Below are 21,601 nucleotides of genomic sequence, written 5' to 3'. Positions count from 1 at the left end.
ATAGAGAAATGTTTAACGCAAAACGTAAAAAACTACTTGAAAGGTTTCTGATTTTAAGCCTGTTTTGCAGTTCGGGAGCGGTTTGGGCGCAGCAGGGCACTGTGACACTGAATCTGAATAACGTGACCGTCAAAGAGGCTTTGGAGCAATTGAATACCCAGACGTCTTATTCCTTGTGGCTGAACGTGGGCGATGTGGATTTATCGCGAAGAATCAGCCTGAACGTGACGAACGGGAGTGTCAATGACGTGTTGGCTAAAATCTTGGCCGGCCAACCGTTGTCATACGAGGTGAAGGATAGGACAATAAATATATACCCTGCGAAGAAAGACGGTGAGGAGGCGAAGAAAAGGGTGGAAGGCGTAGTGTTGGACGACCTGGGAGAACCGCTTCCGGGAGTGGCCGTGCGTTGCAAAGAACATCCGGATGCCATGTGTGCTACAGACATGGACGGTAAGTTCACACTGAATGTACCAACGGACGGCAAGACGCTACAATTTACTTTCATCGGTATGGCTCCGCAGGAATTGGCAGTGGCAGATGCACCGATGAAAGTCGTGATGAGTGACAAGGAAAAGAAACTGGACGAGGTCGTGGTGACCGGTTATCAGAAAATCGACCGCAAGTTGTTTACCGGTGCGGCCAGTCGTATTTCCGGTGAAGAAGCGAAAGTGGACGGTGTGGGCGATGTGAGCCAGATGTTGCAAGGCAAGGCGGCCGGTGTGGGCGTACAGTCCGTGTCCGGTACGTTCGGTGCTGCGCCGAAGATCCGTGTGCGTGGTGCTTCTTCCATCTATGGAAACCAGACGCCGCTTTGGGTTGTGGACGGTGTCGTGTTGGAGGATGTGGTGGAGATTTCCGCCGATGACCTTTCTTCCGGTAATGCCGCCACGCTGATCAGTTCCGCTGTGGCTGGGTTGAATCCCGATGACATCGACAATTTCCAGATATTGAAAGACGCTTCGGCCACGGCATTGTATGGTGCGCGTGCCATGAACGGGGTGATTGTGGTGAATACCAAGAAAGGAAAGAATGGGCATGCCAGTATCAGTTACACGGGTGAGTTCACCGTGCGTACCCGTCCCTCTTACCGCCAGTATAATATCATGAATTCCAAAGACCAGATGTCTGTCCTGATGGAGTTGGAAGATAAAGGGTGGTTCAACCATTCCAAGATGGCGCGTACGGAGAACGGCGGGGTGTTCTATCTGATGAACGACCTGATATACAGGGGAGAACTGATGAATACGGAGTCGGCTCGCTTGGCTTATTTGCAGAAGGCCGAGATGCGGAATACCAATTGGTTCAAGGAGCTGTTCCGGCCCACCATCCAAAGCAATAACTCGGTGAGCATCTCCTCGGGTACCGACCGCAGCCGTTATTACGTGTCGATGAGTTTTTTGGATGATCCGGGATGGAGCGTGTCGGACAAGGTTCGCCGTTACACGGCCAACGTGAATGCCTCGTACGACATCAGCAAGTGGCTCACGTTTGGCGTGAGTGTAAATGGGTCGGTGCGCAACCAGCGTGCGCCGGGTACATTGGACCGTACGGCAGATCCGGTGAGCGGTGAGTATTCGCGCGACTTTGATATCAATCCTTTCAGTTATGCGTTGAATACCAGCCGGACGATGAGCCCTGACGAGACGTATATCATGAATTATGCCCCGTTCAACATCCTGAACGAAGCCAGGAACAATTATATAGATTTGGACATGACCGATATGAAGTATCAGATGGAACTGACTTACAAGCCGGTCAAGGGCTTGGACTTGAGTGCCATTGGTGCTTTCCGTTATGTGAAGTCAACTCAGGAGCATAAGATTACGGGGAATTCCAATTTGGCCATGGCTTACCGTGCGGCGGGAGATGCGACCATCCGTGAAAAGAACAAGTTCCTCTATCGTGACCCGGATAACCCGGATGCCGTGCCTGAAGTCGTGATGCCAAAAGGTGGTTTTTATAACACGACGAACAATATCCTGAAAAGTTATTATTTCCGGGTATCAGGCAATTATAACCGACTCATAGCCAATGAACATCCATTCAACATCATGGCCGGTTCCGAAGTGAAATCAGCCGACCGCCAGTCCGGTTTCAACAACGGTTACGGGTTCCAATGGGATCGTGGCGGTACGCCTTTCGTAGACTACCGTATCATACAACAGTTGCTGTTGGGGGGAGATAATTACTACGGCTTGTCGCAATATTATGACCGTTTTGTGGCGTTCTTTGCCACCGGAAGCTTTTCTTATAAGGGACGCTACACGTTCAACCTGACGGGGCGTATGGATGGTTCCAACCGCTTGGGACGTTCGCGTGATGCCCGTTGGTTGCCTACGTGGAACGTGTCGGGGTCGTGGAATATGTTGGAAGAAGAGTTTATGAAACATCAGGATGTGGTTTCCACCCTCTCTTTGCGTGCCACATACGGATTGACAGCTACAATGGGGCCTGCAGACAACGCTTTGGCCGTGTTCCGTAACTCGACCACTTACCGTGGCGATGACGGTTACAAGGAATCGCAGATTTATATCGAGTCTTTGCAGAACAAGGATTTGACGTGGGAGAAACAATATGAGTTCAACTTCGGGTTCGATTTCGGAGTGTTGCGTAACCGCATCAGTTTGAGTTCCGACATCTACAGCCGTCGCGGATTCGACCTCATCGGTTTGATACGTACTAGCGGCATGGGCGGACAGAAGTGGAAATATGCCAACTATGCCGACATGAAATCATGGGGTGTGGAGTTCACGCTGAATACAAAGAATATCCAACGCAAGGATTTCTCGTGGACTTCGAACCTGACATTCGCTTACAATCATAATGAGATTACCAATCTGGAATCTACTTCCAGCATTTTCGATTTGATGGTGGCCGAAGGTGCCCCGTTGGAAGGCTATCCCGTACGGGGATTGTTCTCTTTGCAGTATAAAGGTTTGAACGGGCAAGGGATTCCACAGTTCATCAACGAGAAAGGCGAACAGACCTCTACGGGTATCAACTTCCAAAGTACGGATCCCACGTATTTGAAATATGAAGGTTCGGTGGATCCAACCGTGACCGGGGGCTTCGACAACCAGTTCAAATATAAGGCTTGGACGTTGGGGTTGTATTTCACCTTCCAGGCCGGCAATAAGTTGCGCCTGGATCCGGACTTCTCGGCTTCATACGGTGATTACAGTGCCATGCCGAAGGATTTGAAAAACCGTTGGATGAAGCCGGGCGATGAGCGTTACACGAATATTCCGGCCATACCTTCATCCTATCAGTATGCGAATATCGAGAATTTGGACGTGGCCTATAATGCCTATAACTATTCGGACATCCGTGTGGCCAACGGTGGTTTCCTGAGGTTGAAAGAACTCACTCTTTCTTATGATTTCAACGGGGAGTGGATGAAAGCCATTGGCATGAACCGTTTGCAGTTGCGTTTGGTGGCTTCCAATTTGTGGCTCATCTATGCCGATAAGAAACTGAACGGGCAGGACCCGGAATTTTTCCAGAGCGGAGGGGTTTCCATGCCTTTGCCGCGCCAGTTGACTTTATCTATACGAACCAGTTTTTAATGATTTGCAAGACAGAAGAAAATGAGAAATAAATATATATCGTGCTATGTAGCTGCGTTTTGTGCCGGTTTGCTTTCTACGGCCTGCAACGACTTTTTGGACGAGGTGCCCGACAACCGTACGGTCATCGACACGCCCGAGGCTGTATCGGAGTTGTTGGTTTCTGCCTATCCCGATGCCAACTGTGTCTTTTTCACCGAGTCCATGTCGGACAATGTGACTGACCGGGGCAATACGCTTGATCCTTATGTGCAACCCGAATGGAATCGGGCCAATCGTCAGGCGTTCTATTGGGAGGACATCGACATGACATATCAGGACAGCCCGAATTATTTCTGGATGGCCAGTTACCAGGCTATTGCGGCGGCCAACCATGCACTTGAAGCTATTGCAGAATTGGAGGCCAAAGGCGTGGATTGTTCCGTACAGAAAGGAGAGGCGTTGTTATGCCGGGCCTACAATCATTTTATGTTGGTGAATGTGTTTGCGCAACATTATAATCCTGCGTTTGCCGCTACCGATATGGGAGTGGCTTACGTGACGGAACCGGAAAAAGAAGTGTTCGGGCATTACGAGCGTGTGTCGGTGAAAGATACATACGACAGGATCCGCAAGGATTTGGAAGAAGGCTTGCCCCTGATTTCCAATAAGGCATACGGTGACACGCCGAAATACCATTTCACTCGTGAGGCGGCCCAGGCTTTTGCCTGCCGTTTCTATCTGTATGTCGGAGAATGGCAGAAAGCTATCGAAGCGGCAGACGAGGCTTTGGGAGATAACCCGACGTTGCGCAATTGGAACGAGTATATCCAGATGTCTACAGCCAACCGGGAGAAAAACTATACTTCGGTGCAGGAGAGTGCGAACTTGCTGTTGGCATCCACCGTATCTCAGTTTGCCGTGGATCAGTCGTTCTATCGTTACGGGTATTCTACGGCCGTCAACAATTCCCTGTTCCAGCAAAATGACAATGTGGTGAACGGAGTGTGGGCTTATCGTGCCGAAGCTTATAATGTGTCTAGCGAGGCTTTGACCATGATGAAGTGGAAACCCTATTTGAAGAGCGACGGCGTGAACTCCAACAGTGGTGTGTATTACGTGATGGAACCCCTTTTCACGACCGACGAGGTAGTGTGCGACCGCATCGAGGCTTTGGCCATGGCCGGACGTTACGATGAGGCTTGCGAGGACATCGAACTGTTTTTGACGAATAAGATAAAGAACTACGATTCGATAGCCCAACCCGTTACCCCCTCGATGGTGGAGACTTATTACAAGAAGTTTGCCCCGTTGCATCCTTATTATGAGAACCAGATGAGTGGGAAGCAGATGGCTTTTGTCAACTGTGCGGTAGATTTCCGTCGCAGGGAACTGTTGATGGAGGGCGGACGTTGGTTCGACATCAAGCGTTTCGACATTGAAATTACCCACGAAGCTTATCAGACAGGGGCAACCGATGTGTTGGTACGTCGTGACCTTCGCCGTGCCGTGCAGATTCCGGAAGAAGTCATTTCGTACGGGGTAGCTCCTAATCCCCGGTAAGGAACTTTGGTAGTAACTATAATTAAAAAAAAGCGAACAGATGAAAAAGATTATCATATTTGCAGCATTGTGCCTGTCCTTCCTGACGGCTTGCGACAAGGAGGACCTCGGTGGGTCGAATATACATGTACCGGAGTTCGATTATAATGCGCTGAGCGAGACGGACAAGTATATTTATGACCATTATACGGTGCCATACAATGTAGAGGTCGTGTATCGTTGGAACCAAGGCGACGTGTCGTCCGATGACATGCGGAAAAATTTGGTGCCGCCGCGTGAATCCCAGGTGGAACCGTTTTTGGAGATGATAGAGAAAGTGTGGATGGATACCTACACGGCGGAAGTCGGACAACAGACTTTACGTTCTTACATACCCAAGCAGCTCCTTTTGGTGGGGAGTGCCAGTTATAACGATGACGGAAGTACGACGGAAGGTACGGCCGAAGGCGGACGGCAGATTGTGTTATATTCGGTGAATGATTTCAACTTCGAGTTGGAGCAGATTCAGTCGTATGCCCATGTGATGCACCACGAGTTTGCCCATATTTTGCACCAGAATGTAGAATATGATGCAGAGTTCGAGAAAATCACTCCCTCTTATTCTTCTTCATGGATGCAGATGAACGACGAGACGGCGAGGAGCAAAGGGTTCATCACGGCCTATGCTTCTTCGAGTGCGGACGAGGACTTTGCGGAGATGGTGTCTATCATGTTGACGAATTCTCCGGAGGACTGGGACAATATGATAGAGAATGCGGGGAATGCGGCGGCTGTGGAAGCCTTGCGTAAGAAAGAGGCCATCGTGGTGGCTTATATGAAAAATAACTGGGGTGTCAATATGAAGGACTTCCAGAAAGAAGTGGTGGCCGCAATCAAGGCTGCGGTACGTAATTAAATAAGGACTTGAACGATGAAGAAAATGAGAAAACATGGATGGGCCATGATGATGCCGGTCGTTTGGGCGGCCTGTGTGCTCGGCAGTTGTAAGAATGAGGTGGATGACGTATTCGACCGGGATGCGACATCGCGTATCGAAGCGGCCATCACGGAGTGCGACAATATGTTGCAGAGTTCGGAGTTCGGTTGGCGTTTCGATTATACGCCGACTAACAGTGCGATGGTGAATTACGTGATGCGTTTTAAGGACGGACGTGTAACGATGGAAAATGCCGAAGGGGAGACTTCCGAATCGACTTATAAAATAGCCAATGCCGAAGGGCCGGTGCTTTCATTCGATACTTATTCCATACTGCATGACTTGGCTGACCCTTCGGAATACCCGTTGGGGACAGGCAAGGGCGGAGAGTTCGAGTTCGTGGTGTGCCAGGTGACGGAAGATACGATTTACGTGCGGGGACGCAAATCGGGAAATGACTTCAAGCTTTCGCGGGCGGCCGAAGGAGAAATCCAGCATGTCCGTTTGGAAACAGCCTTGGATATCGACGGAGGGAAGGATATCACTTTCTTCCACACCTTGCAGGTGGGGGGACAGGATGCCGCTACTTTGTTTTTAGGAAACGACAAACGTAGCTTGGATGTGATGACGGCAGACGAGCAAACCCGTAACGTGCCGGTGGATTTTACGGCAGACGGTTTTCGTTTTGCTTCGCCGGTTGTGGCTGCCGGGGTGACTGTTTCGGAAATGAAATGGGATAATACGCGGAAGACCTTTGTCACGTCGGATGGTAATGTGGTACTGGCAGAAGCGGCTTCCAGCCCCTTCAATCTGGGGCAGACGGTAGAACAGTTGTTGGCAGCTCCTTACTGTCTTATGAAAGGGGCGAGTGCAGCGGCCACTTTACAGTTGCTGCAATTCTCGAAAGATTTTCCGGAGTGGCAGCGTACGGAGTTTTTCTTCAATGCCGAGGCTACGGTGGATACGTTGAAATATCAGGTGGACACGCAAGAGAATGTGACGGAAGTAGGTCGTACGCAAGGGCAGGCCGTACTCAATTCCATGAGTTTTGTGGTGAACAACCAATACGGTTTGCCCGAGTGGGGGAATTTTACCGTGAAACGGAATGAGGTGAAGGATGCTGATGAAGTGAAGTTCGTGGAAGGTATCCGCAACGGTGCTCCGGCCAATACATTGAACAAGAACATGTATTGTAAGAAAATCAAGGGCATTTTGTTCGATTCCAAAGGCGTGACGGTGGCATCCCGGAATGGGATGTTCTATGTCGTGTCGGCTTCGGATGCGAAAATGTGGTTGGTGCTCGAACCTCAGGGCTTGCCCTCACCGGCAATGGTGATTCCTACCTTAATCAAGCAATAATCAATTTAATTTATCAGTAAAAATATGAAGAAACAAACATTTGTATTATGGGCTTTGACTGGAATGCTGGCTGTTCCGGCTTCGGCTCAAGTGGATTATAAGACCCGTGCCATCGTGGCAGAACCGGAAAATGCCCCGGTGGCAAAGCGTGCTTTGGCGCGGGATGCCGAGGGGGCTGAGTATAGCTATCCGGTCGGTTTGCGTAATCTGGGGATGATTGGTCAGGATGACAATGCCTGTTGTAACTTCCTGTCCTTTAATAAGGTCATTAACCGGGATGCTTATATGTGGGCACCGATGGGGGAAACCGTGTCTTATATCGACAATTCTTCCGTGCAGGCTGTAGACTATCATTGGTTTATTCCCGGTGCGGATGCCACGGAGTTGGAAACACAGGATGCCGATGCGGTTTACAATACGTCCGGTATCTACGATTTCCCGACCATGACGGTGAAGGACGGAGCAGGGCAGACCTATACTTATACGGCACCCGGTAAACTTAAAGTCGGAGGAAAGGGAGAAATTTGTACTTCCAATATGTTGCGATTGGGTACGGATGCCAAAGATCCGGCCACGACGGCTGTAATCGGCCAACGTCCGTTCGGACAAGAAGGAACAGGATATTTAGGAGGAACCAACAGCTTGAATCTGGTGGGGTATGGTAATTTGTTCATGATTGCCCATCCTGAAGCTTCCATTACCAGCGTACGGGCTTATCTGCCGGAAGTGCCCAAACATGAGGAGGGGGCGGAATTGCTGATGCAAATCTGGTATCCATTGACGGGAGAAAACAGCATTCAGTTGATGGGCTTGCCTTTGGAGGCCGTTACGTTATCTATGGATGATATCAAAGAGACAACGGATACGAAACTGAAAAAGGCCGCCGTGGCTGAATTCAAATTGTCCGAACCGTTGAAGATTTCCGATAAGCCTTTCTTCTTGGTGACGATAGAAGGGTTCGGAACGGATCCGTCCAAAGAAAATTTCCGCTTGTACATTGATGTGAAGCCGGTGGAGATGGATGAGTCTATGGCCGGTAACCTGTTGGCACACAATTCATACTGCCGCTTGAAAGGTGAGGATGATTACCTTCGTCCGATTAATTATTACGGCGGTCAGCTTGGCGAGTCTTTCATGATTTGTCCGGTGATAGACACCCATACGGAAGAAGGTGTGGGCATTCAAGGCGTGGAAGCTTTGCAACCGGCACACGCCCAATATAAGGACGGTGTCTTGTCGCTCAGTTCGGAAGGTGCGGAACAAGCCGTGGTGTACAATGTAGGAGGAGAGAAAGTCGTGAACGCTGCGTTGGACGGCGGACAAGCCGATGTGCGTGCCCATTTGGCCAAAGGTATCTATCTGGTACGTTTTATGAAAGGCGGTAAAGTATCCGGTGCAGCCAAATTGTTGTGTAACGAGTAATGTTTATGTTTAATATTAAATTGGAGAGAAAATGAAAAAGTTTACTAAAATGTGGGCGATTGCCGCTTGTGCATTGTTCGCCGGAACGGCGGCGGTAAATGCCGAGGATTATACGTGGAAGTTTGTAACGGCAGGTGATGCGACGACATACGCTATCCGTTCCGACGGGTCGTTATGGTCCTGGGGATGGAACGAGAAGGGGCAGGGCGGAAATGGCGTATCGGAACGTACGGCCACTCCGACGTTGGCAGATGGAAACCGCGTATGGAAAAAGGCCGTTGGCGGGAAAGCATACGGCTTCTTTTTGGCTGAAGATGGTTCTTTGTGGGCGGCTGGAACTCATGAGAGCGGCGTGCAGGGGACAAACGATGGTATCGACCATAAAGTCTTGACACGTATCGGCACGGATAACGATTGGGCCGATATGGCTTGTTCTCGTTTTTGGGGGTATAGTGGTTTTGCTATCAAAACGAATGGTACGTTATGGGCGTGGGGTGAAAATTCGGCCGGGCAACTGGGCATTGGCAATATACAGGCACAGACGGCACCGGTGCAAGTGGGGGCTGATATGGACTGGAAACAGGTTGCTGCCGGTTGTTCATCCGTATTGGCTTTGAAGACCGATGGCTCATTGTGGGGCTGGGGATTCAATATGTATAGTGAATTATTCGGTCATGAAGGTAAACAACTGTCACCGGTCCGTTTGGGTAGCGAGACAGACTGGGAGCAAGTTGTTGTGATAGATTTCCGTGCCTATGCCGTAAAGAAAGATGGTACGTTGTGGGCTTGGGGAGATAATGCCAATAATTTATTAGGATTCAATACTCCGACGGAAGAAGAGACTACAGCGGAAGGTAATCCGGTGGAGGTGGTGACGGTGCCGCAGATAACGGCACCTACGCATGTAACGTCCATTGAAGGTAAGGTTCTTACCATATCCGGTTGTGAGAATACGTTGAGCGTGGCCACAGGAACGGACGGTGTTATCGAGAAAGTCTGGATGTTGGGTTCAAATACAGACGGCGCATTGGGTGATGGAAAAGGTTTGGGCAACGGAAACAAGGACATTCCTTTCGCAAAAGTTCCGGTTCATCCTTCTTTGAAATCCAGTCTGAAATTTGCGGGAATGTCAAGTGGACAGAATTATACGGTAATGCTGACGACGGACGGAGATATTTGGGGTTGGGGATGCAACCGTGGAGGACAATTGGGCGATGAAACCCCGAATGACCAGTTGCAAGTGGCCTATAAACTGAAGCCCATCGTCATCAACTGTCCGCAGGACGAAATCGAAATGTCTGTAGCTGATGTGAAAGCCAAAGCTGACGCAGTTGTGGCTTTTGACGGGGAGTTTCTGACCTTACGGACTTCGGGTCGTCTGACTTCTGCTACGGTATATGACATGAACGGTACCGCAGTGATGATTCTTCCGGCTTCGTCTTCTTCTTGGAACGTGTCTGCCTTGTCTGCCGGAGTCCATGTGGCACGTTTTATGATAGACGGGGCAACTGTGACTTACAAATTCATGGTGAAATAAAATCTTAGGAAGTCTTTGACTTTAAAATGAAAAGGCCATGAAAAGATTATATAGGGGAATATTTTCCTTTATGCTGATGGTATCTTGTGCGCTGCAACTTGGCGCACAAGATACCCGTATTGTACCGGCTGACGAAATTCCCTCTTCGTTAAGGGATGCGGAGGCTGTGAAATTGACGGGTACGTGGGAAACTTCGAATTTTTCGGAATTGAAGATGGCTTTGGGCACGAACGGTATCGGTGCCTCCAATACCGTATTGGCCAAGGTTGACCTCAGTGAAGCGTTTATTGCGGACGGGACCTCATTGTATGTGAGTGCCGGTTTTACTTCCAATGGCGTGTTCAGCGGTTGCAAGGCTTTGAAAGAGGTGGTGATGCCTGTGGCTGAAGAAGCCGCTCATTTTACGTCTTTCGAGAAAGCTTTTGCGAACTGCGGCGCGTTGGAAAAAGTGGACCTTACGGGCTGTGTGAATGTGGAGACGTTCAATAATGCTTTTTATGGTTGTGAACATCTGGCTACGGTGGATTTCGGCACGAATACGGCAGCGGTGGAAAGTAGTGCCTGGAGTTCGGCTTTTGAAAATTGTACGGCATTGACTCACGTGACGTTGCCTGCCGTGTTCGTCCCTGCTTCCAAGGTCTTTTCCGGATGTACGGCTTTACAGGAGATAGATTGGACGGCTTGCCAGGCTGAGGAAGTGCCGGTTTTCTATGCCGATATGTGGGACGGAGTAGAGCTTTCGGGCGTGACGTTAAAACTGGACCATCCGCAGTATGTGCTGTTTAAGGCAGATGCTTCTTGGAGCCAGTTGAACTTGGAGGATTTGAACCCGGAGCCTTCCACGGAGTTCACGGTGGATGCTTCCGACATACCCTCTTCATTGAAGAAGGCCACCGTGCTTACGCTGACCGGCACATGGGACAGCAGTGCTTTCAACCTGTTGTGCTTGGCCTTGATGGACAATCCTGCGTTCGGAACCAGTGAGAATGCTGTGCTACAGAAAATAGACATGAGTGCGGTTCAGGTGGCCGAAGGCACGTCGCTTTGTTGGCAAGGGCTTTCCAGATACGGCATATTCAGAAATTTTAAGGCACTGGCAGAGGTCGTGATGCCCGCAGCGGAAGAGGCTGCCCATTTTACGGATTTCACTATGGCATTCCAAAATTGTACCGCTTTGAGGAGTATAGACTTGAGCGGTTGCTCGGGGCTGACTTCGTTGGAGATGGCTTTCCAAGGATGTATGTCATTGGAGAAAGCGGACTTGTCTTCTTCTTCCGTTTTGGTGTCGGTGGACAATGCTTTCGAATCTTGCGAAGCATTGGTTTCCGTGGTGCTGCCGGTGCAATTCCCCATGGGGAAAAATACCTTTGCTTATTGTAACGCGCTGAAGGCCATCGACTGGACGGCTTTCGAGGGGACGGAAGTGCCTGAGATGAGCAAGACTTTCTTTATGGGTATTGACGATCTGAAGGCGGTGACCCTGTCTTTGAAATATGAGGCCTATAAGTTGTTCTCAGCCGACGAGGACTGGAGCGAACTGAACCTTTACAATACGGAGCCGGACAAAGTGACGGATTTCGTAGTGGACGCTTCGGACATCCCGTCGAGCTTGAAGAAAGCCGTGACGGTTACGCTGACCGGAGAATGGGATGGCGATGCTTTCAATCTGTTGTCTCTTGCTTTGGGGAATAACGGAGGACTTTTTGTCACACAGAACACGACGTTGGTTACGTTGGATATGAGTCAAATCCAAGTGACCGAAGGGACATCGTTATGGAGAACGGGAATTAAGGAATATGGTATCTTCAACAACTGTACGGCCTTGACAGAGGTGATTCTCCCTGCAGCCGAAGAAGCGGCCAAATTCACGAAACTGAATATGGCTTTTGAAGGGTGTACAGCATTGAAGGATATCGACTTGAGCCTTTTTGCCGGAGCTATGGACATCGAACGTGCGTTTAAGGGTACGGCTATCGAGAAAGCCGACTTGAGTGCTTGCACGGCATTGGGCAGCACGGTCGGTGCGTTCGAAGGTTGTGCGGCTTTGCAGGAGGTGATACTTCCGGCATGTTTCGTAGCCGACAATTATACGTTTGCCGACTGTACCGGACTGAAGCTCATTGATTATACGGCTTATACCGATACGCAAGATGCACCGGCTGTTAAAAACAATACGTTTAGTGGTATTGATGATTTGAAGGCGGTGACGTTGAAGGTGAACGGCCTGAATCATGAACTGTTCGAGGCCCATAAGATATGGTCGGACTTCGATATAGAATATGATGCCAGTGGCATTTCTGGGATGAAGTCCGACGGGAAGGCCAAGCCGCTTACTGTTTATACCGTAGACGGTCGTTACGTGGGCACTTATGCTCCCGGGACGGACTGGCGGTCGTATTTGCCGCAACGCGGTGTGTACATCGTGAACGGTAAGAAGATGATAAGGAAATAAGAAGATATTTCGTATGTAGAAAGAGCCGGATTTATCTGGCTCTTTTTTTATTCAATAAGTAGCTCATACATTCCTTGAACGTGACCGAACCGCTAAGCCACATCAGTCCTCCATAAAGCAGGGCGGCTGTGAAGACTTTTGTTCCTAACAGCAAGTAGGCGTTTTCTATCGGTGAAGTGATAAAGGCGGTCACGGCCATTGCCAACGCGGCCATTGCGGCGTATGGAAACAGGTCGAGGACGGCTTCCCACAGGCGCAGGCCGATTTCGCGCCGGACGAAATAGAACCATACGGTGAGCCAGGCGATATTGATGGCAGTGTACACGCACACCATGGTTTGGATGCCGTAAGGGTAAGAAAAGAATATGGCTCCAATCTGCGCGATGCCTGTGCCGATGGTGTTCCATAGCACCAAGTCCGAACGTTCTTTGGTGATGACCAGGTTGGCGCACAAGTATTGTATCGGTCCCGTGAATGCCCCGATGCACAGAATCTGCATGATGGGGACGCAGTCCAACCATTTCTCTGTGACGGTAATCAGGATTAGTTCGCGCGAAATCAATGCCATTCCAAAGAGGGACGGGAAAATCAAAAAAGCGTTGAAACGTAGCATTTTGCGGAATACCCGCTTATGGCGTTCGCGTTCCGTTTCCACATCGCGCAATACGGGTTGGGCTACGTCTTTTAGGGTGCCGATTACCATGGAACTCACCATGCCCGTCCATTTGTTGGCTTGGTTATAAAGTCCGACATCGTGTACGGCATAGAAACGTCCTAACATGACGGACAGGATGTTGCCGTTGATATTGCTGCAAATGTCGTTGGCCAACAGCTTGCTGCTGAAACCGAACATTTCTTTTAAGGGACGGAAAGATACCGGCAGGGTGGGGCGCCATTTCGAGAAATACCAGAAAAGAATGGTGTTGCAGGTGGTGAAAGCTATGCCTTGGGCTGCCAATCCCCAATAGGCGTATCCTTTTAAAGCCATCGTAAGGCCGATGGCGCCGGATGTGGTGAGGCTAATCACGGTGATGATGGCCTTTTGCTTGACCTGCAACGTGCGGAACAGGTAGGCGTAGTGCGCCGTGCCCAAGCTGGCCATCACGAAACCTAAAAAGGAGAAACGTGCCAACGGGGTCAGTTCGGACAAGTCCTGATGGGCAGCAGCATCCGATTGTTGGTAAAATTCCGTAATCAGCGGGGCCAGAAAGAAGAGCAACAAGTACATGGCACAAGCGGTTGCCACGTTGAACCAGAATACGGCGTTGTAGTCTTCATGTACGATTTGCCTGCGGTTGGCTAAAGCGGTTCGGAAACCGCTGTCTTGCAATATGGAGGCGATTTGTGAGAAAACGGTCAGCAAACCCACCATGCCATAATCCGATGGTGAGAGGATGCGGGCAAGGAAGATGCCGAACAAGGTGCCCAACACCAATTGTGCCCCACTGCTGATGGTGCCCCACATCAGGCCTTTTGCAGTCTTTTCTTTTAGTGTCTTTTCTGCCATGACGGTTGGTCGGAGGTTATCTGGGTTTATATACGGATTCGTGGAATTTGAGACAGCTAAGATAAGGCTTTATTTGCATAATCTTTCAAAAAAGGTAGAGAATATTTAACGCCATTGTCTTTTTTCTCTGTATTTTTATGCTATTCAGCATGTTTTCCTTAAATAGATGAAAATGTTCTTTCTTTGGGCTTTGCCATACGGGAAAATATGCCTACTTTTAGTGCACAAAATGAAAAATGGCGAATAGATAAACCGAAAATACAATGGAAAAGATTCAAGAATTGACCGATAAACTTTATCGCGAAGGGGTGGAAAAAGGGAATGCCGAGGGCATGCGCTTAGTGGAAAAAGCAAAGGCGGAAGCCGATAAGTTGGTGGCGGACGCACGAAAGGAGGCGGATGAAATCGTGGATAAGGCGCGTAAGCAGGCTCAGGAACTGGAGGCCAATACGAAATCAGAATTGAAACTGTATGCGGGACAGGCTTTGAGTGCATTGAAATCGGAGATTGTGAATGTCGTTTCCGACAAATTGGTAAAAGATGCGGTGAGGGAACTTACCGGCAATAAGGATTTCATGGGGAATTTCATGGTGGCTGTAGCCAAAAGTTGGGCCGCAGGCGGAGACATGGTGATTTCAGCTTCGGATGCCGACGGGCTTACCGCTTATTTCCGTGCCCACGCGAAAGACTTGTTGGATAAAGGGGTGAAGATAGAGAAAGTGAACGGAAAGGCGGCTGCGTTTTCGGTTTCTCCGTCCGACGGTTCTTATAAGGTGAATTTCGGCGAAGAGGAATTTGCAGCTTATTTCAAGGATTTCCTCCGTCCGAAATTGATAGAAATGCTCTTCTAAATCCATCTGCATGAAGAATTATTATGGTTTAGTGGCAAGTATGCCCGACGTGTCCCCCGATGATGCCAAACTGAATTTTACGGTGGCAGACTTCAAAGAGGACTATTGGCCGCAACTTTCCGAGACAGATAAGAAGCTAGTGGCTTTGTTTTTCTTGCGTTACGACCATCGCAACTTGTTGGCATGGTTGGCAGAAGGAGACGGGGCGGCGTTTGACGAACGGGCGATGTTTCCGCGTGAAGCGTGGCCCGAAGCCATGGAGAAGGTGAAGGCCGGCGATGAGCAAGGCCGTGTGTTGCCTGCTTATTTTTACGAGTTCATGGCAGAGTATGCTACCTTGAAAGAAGTGCAGGAACGCTTGCCGGAAGATGTCCTTTCGGCGGCATATTACCGTTATGCGGGCACGTTCAAGAATCGTTTTACAAAAGATTGGTTCGCATTCAACCGGAATGTGAACAATATCCTGATAGCCCTTACGGCCCGGAAGTACGGATTCAATCCGGTTTCCTATCTGGTGGGCGACGATGCGGTGACGAAGGCTTTGGCTGTTTCGGGAGCACGGGATTTCGGGTTGGGTACGGAACTGGATTATATGGACGACGTGATACGTATCCATGAGATGTCCGACCCGGTGGAGAAGGAACGTAAATTGGATTTGTTGAAATGGGAATGGTTGGAAAACCGTACTTTCTTCTGTTATTTTTCAGTGGAACGCCTCTTTGCCTTTCTCATCAAGTTGGACATCATAGAGCGATGGACACATATCGATAAGGAACGCGGCGGGAAAGTGTTCCGCAGTTTAGTGGAACAGCTGAAGGACGAAGTCGAGATCCCCCAAGAATTTAAGAAATAAAAAACGAAAATAATGATATGGCAACAAGAGGTACAGTGATTGGAGTCATCTCCAATATCGTGACCATTCAAGTGGACGGCCCGGTGGCACAGAATGAGATCTGCTACATCACGACAGGCGGAGACCGCCTGATGGCCGAAGTGATTAAGGTGGTCGGTCGGAATGCATACGTGCAGGTGTTTGAAAGCACCCGGGGCATGAAAGTCGGGGCTGAGGCTGAATTTACCGGGCACATGCTCGAAGTGACGTTGGGGCCGGGGATGCTTTCCAAGAACTACGACGGTTTGCAGAACGACTTGGACAAGATGGAAGGTGTGTTCTTGCGTCGCGGGCAGTACACTTATCCGTTGGATAAAGACAAAAAGTGGCATTTCAAGCCCATTGCGAAACCCGGTGACAAAGTAGAGGCTTCAGCCTGGTTGGGAGAGGTGGAGGAAAACTACCAACCCCTGAAAATCATGGCACCGATAGCCATGGAGGGCGCGGCTACGGTGAAAAGCATTGTTCCGGAGGGCGACTATTTGTGCGAAGACACGATAGCCGTGTTGACGGGAGAGGACGGTGAGGACATTGCCGTGACCATGGTGCAGAAATGGCCGGTGAAAGTGGCCATGACCAATTATAAGGAAAAGCCGCGTCCGTTTAAATTATTGGAGACGGGCGTACGTACCATTGATACGATGAATCCGATTGTAGAGGGGGGCACGGGATTTATTCCGGGGCCGTTCGGTACGGGAAAGACGGTGCTCCAACACGCCATCTCCAAGCAGGCCGAGGCCGATATCGTTATCATTGCCGCCTGCGGGGAGCGTGCCAACGAGGTGGTGGAAATCTTTACGGAGTTTCCCGAACTGGTGGACCCGCACACGGGACGCAAGTTGATGGAGCGTACCATCATTATCGCCAACACGTCCAACATGCCTGTGGCTGCCCGTGAGGCATCGGTATACACGGCCATGACGATTGCCGAGTTCTATCGTTCCATGGGATTGCGCGTCCTCTTGATGGCCGATTCCACTTCACGTTGGGCGCAGGCTTTGCGCGAGATGTCCAACCGTATGGAGGAACTGCCGGGTCCGGATGCTTTCCCGATGGATTTGTCCGCCATCATTTCCAACTTCTACGGTCGTGCAGGTTATGTGTACTTGAACAACGGCGAAGTGGGTTCCATTACGTTCATCGGTACGGTTTCGCCGGCCGGCGGTAACTTGAAGGAACCCGTGACGGAAAACACAAAGAAGGTGGCGCGTTGCTTCTATGCGTTGGAGCAGGACCGTGCGGACAAGAAACGTTATCCGGCCGTGAACCCGATAGATTCTTATTCCAAGTATATCGAATATCCCGAGTTTGAAGAATATATATCGAAGCGCATTAACGGTGAATGGACAGCGAAAGTGAACGAACTCAAGACACGCCTTTTGAGAGGAAAGGAGATTGCCGAGCAGATTAATATCTTGGGTGACGACGGCGTACCTGTGGAGTATCACGTGATATTCTGGAAGTCGGAAGTCATCGACTATGTTATCCTACAGCAGGACGCTTTCGACGAGGTGGATGCCGTGACACCGATGGAACGCCAGGAAGACATCCTGAATCTGGTGGTGGACATTTGCCGCGCCGAGTACAAGTTCGACGGTTTCCTTGAAGTCATGGATTATTTCAAGAAGCTCATCAACCTGTGCAAGCAGATGAACTACGCGGAATTCAAGAGTGAGAAGTTCGAAGACTATAAACGCCAGATTCGTGAGATGGTGGCGGAAAGGCAATAATTAATCAGGAAAGTTATGGCAACAAAAGCATTTCAAAAGATATATACGAAGATAAGCCAGATTACGAAGGCCACTTGTACCCTGAAGGCTACAGGCGTGGGGGCCGACGAGTTGGCTATGGTGGACGGCAAGTTGGCCCAGGTGGTGAAGATTGCCGGTGACGAAGTGACGCTGCAGGTGTTCGAGGGTACGGGCGGTATCCCTACGGATGCGGAAGTCGTGTTCATGGGCAAGGCTCCGACCCTGAAAGTGAGCGAACAACTGGCCGGTCGCTTTTTCAATGCTTACGGTAATCCCATTGACGGGGGGCCGGAAGTGGAAGGCGTGGAAGTGGAAATCGGCGGTCCGTCGGTGAATCCGGTGCGCCGCAAGCAGCCGTCCGAACTGATTGCGACGGGTATTGCCGGTATCGACCTGAACAACACGTTGGTGTCCGGCCAGAAGATACCGTTCTTTGCCGACCCGGACCAACCTTTCAATCAGGTGATGGCCATGGTGGCCCTGCGTGCGCAGACCGATAAAATCATTTTGGGCGGCATGGGTATGACCAACGACGACTATCTTTATTTCAAAAACGTGTTCTCGAATGCCGGTGCGCTCGACCGTATCGTCAGTTTCATGAACACGACCGAGGACCCTGCGGTGGAACGTCTGTTGGTGCCCGACATGGCCTTGACGGCAGCCGAGTATTTCGCTGTGGAAAAGAATGAGAAGGTATTGGTGCTGCTCACCGACATGACCTCATACGCCGACTCGTTGGCCATAGTGTCCAACCGTATGGACCAGATTCCGTCGAAGGACTCCATGCCCGGTTCGTTGTACTCGGACTTGGCCAAGATTTACGAGAAAGCCGTGCAATTCCCCTCAGGCGGTTCCATTACCATTATCGCCGTGACGACGTTGAGCGGGGGCGACATCACGCATGCCGTGCCGGACAACACGGGATATATCACCGAAGGGCAACTTTTCTTGCGTCGCGACAGCGATATCGGCAAGGTCATCGTGGACCCGTTCCGTTCGTTGTCCCGTCTGAAACAGTTGGTGGCCGGTAAGAAAACCCGTAAAGACCATCCGCAGGTGATGAATGCGGCCGTACGTCTGTATGCGGATGCCGCCAACGCCAAGACCAAGATGGAAAACGGATTTGACCTGACGGACTACGATAACCGTACGCTTTCTTTTGCCAAGGATTATGCAGACAAGCTGTTGGCCATCGACGTGAACCTGAATACCACGGAGATGCTCGATGTGACTTGGGGGCTGTTTGCCAAGTACTTCAAACCCGAGGAGGTGAACATCAAGAAGGAACTGGTGGATGAGTTCTGGACGAAATAAATCGGAAGCGTATGGCCATTAAATTTCAATATAACAAAACCTCGTTGCAGCAGCTTGAAAAACAACTCAAGATGCGTGTACGCACGCTGCCTATCATCAAGAACAAGGAGAGTGCGTTGCGCATGGAGGTGAAGAAGTGCAAGGCGGAAGCGGCGGAACTGGCACGCAACCTGGAGGCGCAGATTCAGGCTTACGAGGCGATGTTTGCATTATGGAGCGAATTTGACCCGACGATAGTCGGAGTCAAGGACGTGGATTTAGGCGTAAAAAAGATAGCCGGGGTGCGGGTGCCGGTGCTGAACAGTGTGGAACTGGAGGTGCGTCCGTTCAGTATGTTCAGCAGTCCCAAGTGGTATTATGACGGGATTTCTTTGTTGCGCGGCCTGGCGCGGACGGCCATAGAAAAGGAATTCGTGCAGGCCAAGCTCGACCTGTTGGAGTATTCGCGCAAGAAGACGACCCAGAAGGTGAACCTTTTCGAGAAGGTGCAGATACCCGGTTATGAGGATGCGTTACGGAAAATCAAACGTTTCATGGAGGATGAGGAAAACTTGTCCAAGTCTTCCCAGAAAATATTAAAAACCCTTCAGGAGAAGAGAAAGGAGGCCGAGGCATGATTACGAAGATGAAGAAACTTACTTTCCTTATTTATTATAAGGAGTACGAAGCTTTCTTGAAACGGATGCAGGAACTGGGGGTATTGCATGTACAGACGGCACAGGAAGGTGTGGTGGAACCTACGTCAGAATTGGAAGCCAAACTCAGGTGGACGGAGCATGTGAAAGAGTGGATAAACCGCCTGGAGGCTATGCCGGTGCCGGACAATCCATTGGCCGACAACCGTGGCGTGGCGGATATCTTGTCGCATTTGGATAGGATGGAAGAAACCCGGCATAAGGCAGAGGCGGAACTCCAACGTTTGCGGAAGGATGAGGCTGCGCTGTTGCCTTGGGGCGACTTCGACCCGGCGCGTGTCGAAGGTTTGTCGGACATTGGTTATGCCATGGGCTTCTTTGTCTGCCCCGAACGTTCGTTCAATGAAGAGTGGGCGGCATTGTATTATGCTACTGAAGTAACCCGTGAAAAGGGCAAGGTCTATTTCGTGACCCTTACGCCGGTGGGCGAGGAGGTGGTGCTCGATGCCGAACGGTTGCGCCTGCCCTGTGTCTCGTTGATGGATTTGCGGAAGCAGATACGTGAAAAAGAAGAAGGAATAGCCGCTATAGAACATGAAATGGGGAGGTTGGCGCAAGGTTATGTAGCCCGGCTTCGTGGTTATGAAGATGAATTGCGCACCTCCATAGCTTTCGACCGCGTGGTGTTGGGCACGGAACAAGTGGCCGACAACCGTTTGATGGTGTTGCAAGGATGGATTCCGGAAGACAAGGAAGCCGAAGTGAAATCTTTCCTTTCCACTCAGGAGGTCTATTATGAGATACGTGCGGCGCGCAGGGAAGACAATGCTCCGATTAAATTGAAGAACAATGCATTCGTACGGATGTACGAGGTGCTGACGAAGATGTACGGCATGCCCGACTATGCGGAGTTTGACCCCACGCCGTTGGTCGCCCCGTTCTTCACGTTGTTCTTTGCCTTCTGCATGGGCGATGCAGGTTACGGATTGGTGCTGATTGCTTTGGGATTTTTCCTGAAACACAAGCTTTCTTCCTCTTTGAAGGGTATCATGAACTTGGTGATTACGTTGGGAGCAGCCACCACCGTGTTCGGTGCCGTTTTGGGTACGTTCTTTGGGGTGAGCCTCTTCGACGTAGATGTGCCCGGGTGGATGAAGCAATTCATGATCGTGGGTAAGATAGGCGACACGAGCTATGACAAACAAATGCTGTTAGCCTTGATTATCGGCGTAGTGCACATCTGCATCGCCATGACGGTGAAGGCCATCGGTGCTACGGTGCGCTACGGCTTCAAGGAGTCGCTCTCTGATTGGGGATGGCTGCTGCTTGTCGTCGGTTTCATCTGTACGGGCGGCCTTTCTTTTATGAAAGTGATTTCGGAGAATGTATCCAATACGGCTTTCCTTGTAATCGGCGGCGTGGCGGCCATCGGCATTTATTTGCTGAACAACCTCCACCGCAATGTTTTTGCCAATATCGGAGCCGGATTGTGGGACACGTATAACATGGCTACGGGGCTGATGGGCGACGTGCTTTCCTATATCCGTCTGTATGCCCTCGGGTTGGCCGGCGGTATGTTGGGCGGTGTGTTCAATCAGTTGGCCTTTATGGTACGCGACGGTGCGGGAGACGCATTGTACGGAGTTCCTGGATGGTTGGGTTGCGGGCTGATTTTAGTGTTCGGCCATACGTTGAACATCGCCATGTCTTGCCTGAGTGCTTTCGTGCACCCGCTTCGTCTGACCTTTGTGGAATATTTCAAGAACTCCGGCTACGACGGAAAAGGAGAGGCATACGAGCCTTTCAGCATAGTAAAAAACAAATAATCAATTAATCACAAATAAAATTTAGAAC

At 50.3% G+C, this 21,601-nt stretch carries 14 protein-coding genes; 13 read left to right on the top strand and 1 reads right to left on the bottom strand.

Annotated features, from left to right (window positions below; all coding sequences use genetic code 11):
* The first annotated feature begins 8 nt into the window (after window positions 1-8).
* The 7 genes from E0E47_RS10370 to E0E47_RS10340 are packed head-to-tail and all read left to right on the top strand — an operon-like array spanning window position 9 to window position 12,797.
* Entirely contained in the window at window positions 9-3,569 is a 3,561-nt protein-coding gene (locus tag E0E47_RS10370; RefSeq protein ID WP_130893604.1) for a SusC/RagA family TonB-linked outer membrane protein, read from the top strand.
* A gap of 21 nt (window positions 3,570-3,590) precedes the next feature.
* The gene (locus tag E0E47_RS10365; RefSeq protein ID WP_008626431.1) at window positions 3,591-5,111 is read left to right on the top strand and encodes a RagB/SusD family nutrient uptake outer membrane protein; all 1,521 of its coding nucleotides are present in this window, start codon (window positions 3,591-3,593) and stop codon (window positions 5,109-5,111) included.
* A gap of 40 nt (window positions 5,112-5,151) precedes the next feature.
* Window positions 5,152-6,006, top strand: coding sequence for a putative zinc-binding metallopeptidase (locus tag E0E47_RS10360; protein WP_130893603.1), 855 nt, complete (start codon window positions 5,152-5,154; stop codon window positions 6,004-6,006).
* A 15-nt stretch (window positions 6,007-6,021) separates the two neighbouring features.
* Window positions 6,022-7,386 (top strand): DUF4302 domain-containing protein, encoded by a 1,365-nt coding sequence (locus E0E47_RS10355; protein WP_130893602.1) that lies wholly within the window; start codon window positions 6,022-6,024, stop codon window positions 7,384-7,386.
* A 24-nt stretch (window positions 7,387-7,410) separates the two neighbouring features.
* On the top strand, window positions 7,411-8,808 hold the full coding sequence (locus tag E0E47_RS10350; RefSeq protein WP_008626426.1) for a T9SS type A sorting domain-containing protein: 1,398 nt from the start codon (window positions 7,411-7,413) through the stop codon (window positions 8,806-8,808).
* 31 nt (window positions 8,809-8,839) lie between these two features.
* Window positions 8,840-10,345, top strand: a complete 1,506-nt coding sequence (locus E0E47_RS10345) for a T9SS type A sorting domain-containing protein (protein WP_008626424.1) — start codon at window positions 8,840-8,842, stop codon at window positions 10,343-10,345.
* A 37-nt stretch (window positions 10,346-10,382) separates the two neighbouring features.
* A complete protein-coding gene (locus tag E0E47_RS10340) occupies window positions 10,383-12,797 on the top strand; it encodes a leucine-rich repeat protein (RefSeq protein WP_130893601.1) in 2,415 nt (804 codons plus the stop codon).
* Window positions 12,798-12,828: 31 nt separating this feature from the next.
* Here E0E47_RS10340 and E0E47_RS10335 read toward each other — a convergent pair whose 3' ends face one another.
* Entirely contained in the window at window positions 12,829-14,304 is a 1,476-nt protein-coding gene (locus tag E0E47_RS10335; protein WP_130893600.1) for a lipopolysaccharide biosynthesis protein, read from the bottom strand.
* 263 nt (window positions 14,305-14,567) lie between these two features.
* On the opposite strand from E0E47_RS10335, the gene E0E47_RS10330 reads away from it, so the two are divergent.
* Genes E0E47_RS10330 through E0E47_RS10305 form a run of 6 tightly spaced genes read left to right on the top strand, consistent with a single transcriptional unit; the run spans window position 14,568 to window position 21,573 of the window.
* Window positions 14,568-15,155 carry a V-type ATP synthase subunit E family protein gene (locus E0E47_RS10330; protein ID WP_130893599.1) on the top strand — a complete coding sequence of 196 codons (588 nt, stop codon included), beginning with the start codon at window positions 14,568-14,570 and terminating at the stop codon, window positions 15,153-15,155.
* A gap of 10 nt (window positions 15,156-15,165) precedes the next feature.
* The gene (locus tag E0E47_RS10325; protein WP_008626415.1) at window positions 15,166-16,008 is read left to right on the top strand and encodes a DUF2764 family protein; all 843 of its coding nucleotides are present in this window, start codon (window positions 15,166-15,168) and stop codon (window positions 16,006-16,008) included.
* A gap of 17 nt (window positions 16,009-16,025) precedes the next feature.
* The gene (locus E0E47_RS10320) at window positions 16,026-17,777 is read left to right on the top strand and encodes a V-type ATP synthase subunit A (RefSeq protein ID WP_008626414.1); all 1,752 of its coding nucleotides are present in this window, start codon (window positions 16,026-16,028) and stop codon (window positions 17,775-17,777) included.
* Between the two features lie 15 nt (window positions 17,778-17,792).
* Window positions 17,793-19,112 (top strand): V-type ATP synthase subunit B, encoded by a 1,320-nt coding sequence (locus tag E0E47_RS10315; protein WP_008618330.1) that lies wholly within the window; start codon window positions 17,793-17,795, stop codon window positions 19,110-19,112.
* Window positions 19,113-19,123: 11 nt separating this feature from the next.
* Window positions 19,124-19,729 carry a V-type ATP synthase subunit D gene (locus E0E47_RS10310; RefSeq protein WP_008626413.1) on the top strand — a complete coding sequence of 202 codons (606 nt, stop codon included), beginning with the start codon at window positions 19,124-19,126 and terminating at the stop codon, window positions 19,727-19,729.
* Window positions 19,726-21,573 carry a V-type ATP synthase subunit I gene (locus E0E47_RS10305; protein WP_130893598.1) on the top strand — a complete coding sequence of 616 codons (1,848 nt, stop codon included), beginning with the start codon at window positions 19,726-19,728 and terminating at the stop codon, window positions 21,571-21,573. Before E0E47_RS10310 ends, E0E47_RS10305 begins: the two co-directional genes overlap by 4 nt.
* Window positions 21,574-21,601 lie beyond the last annotated feature (28 nt).

The organism is Paraprevotella xylaniphila YIT 11841 (assembly GCF_900683745.1).
Taxonomy (GTDB): domain Bacteria; phylum Bacteroidota; class Bacteroidia; order Bacteroidales; family Bacteroidaceae; genus Paraprevotella; species Paraprevotella xylaniphila.
This window is presented reverse-complemented; position numbering and strand designations above follow the sequence as displayed.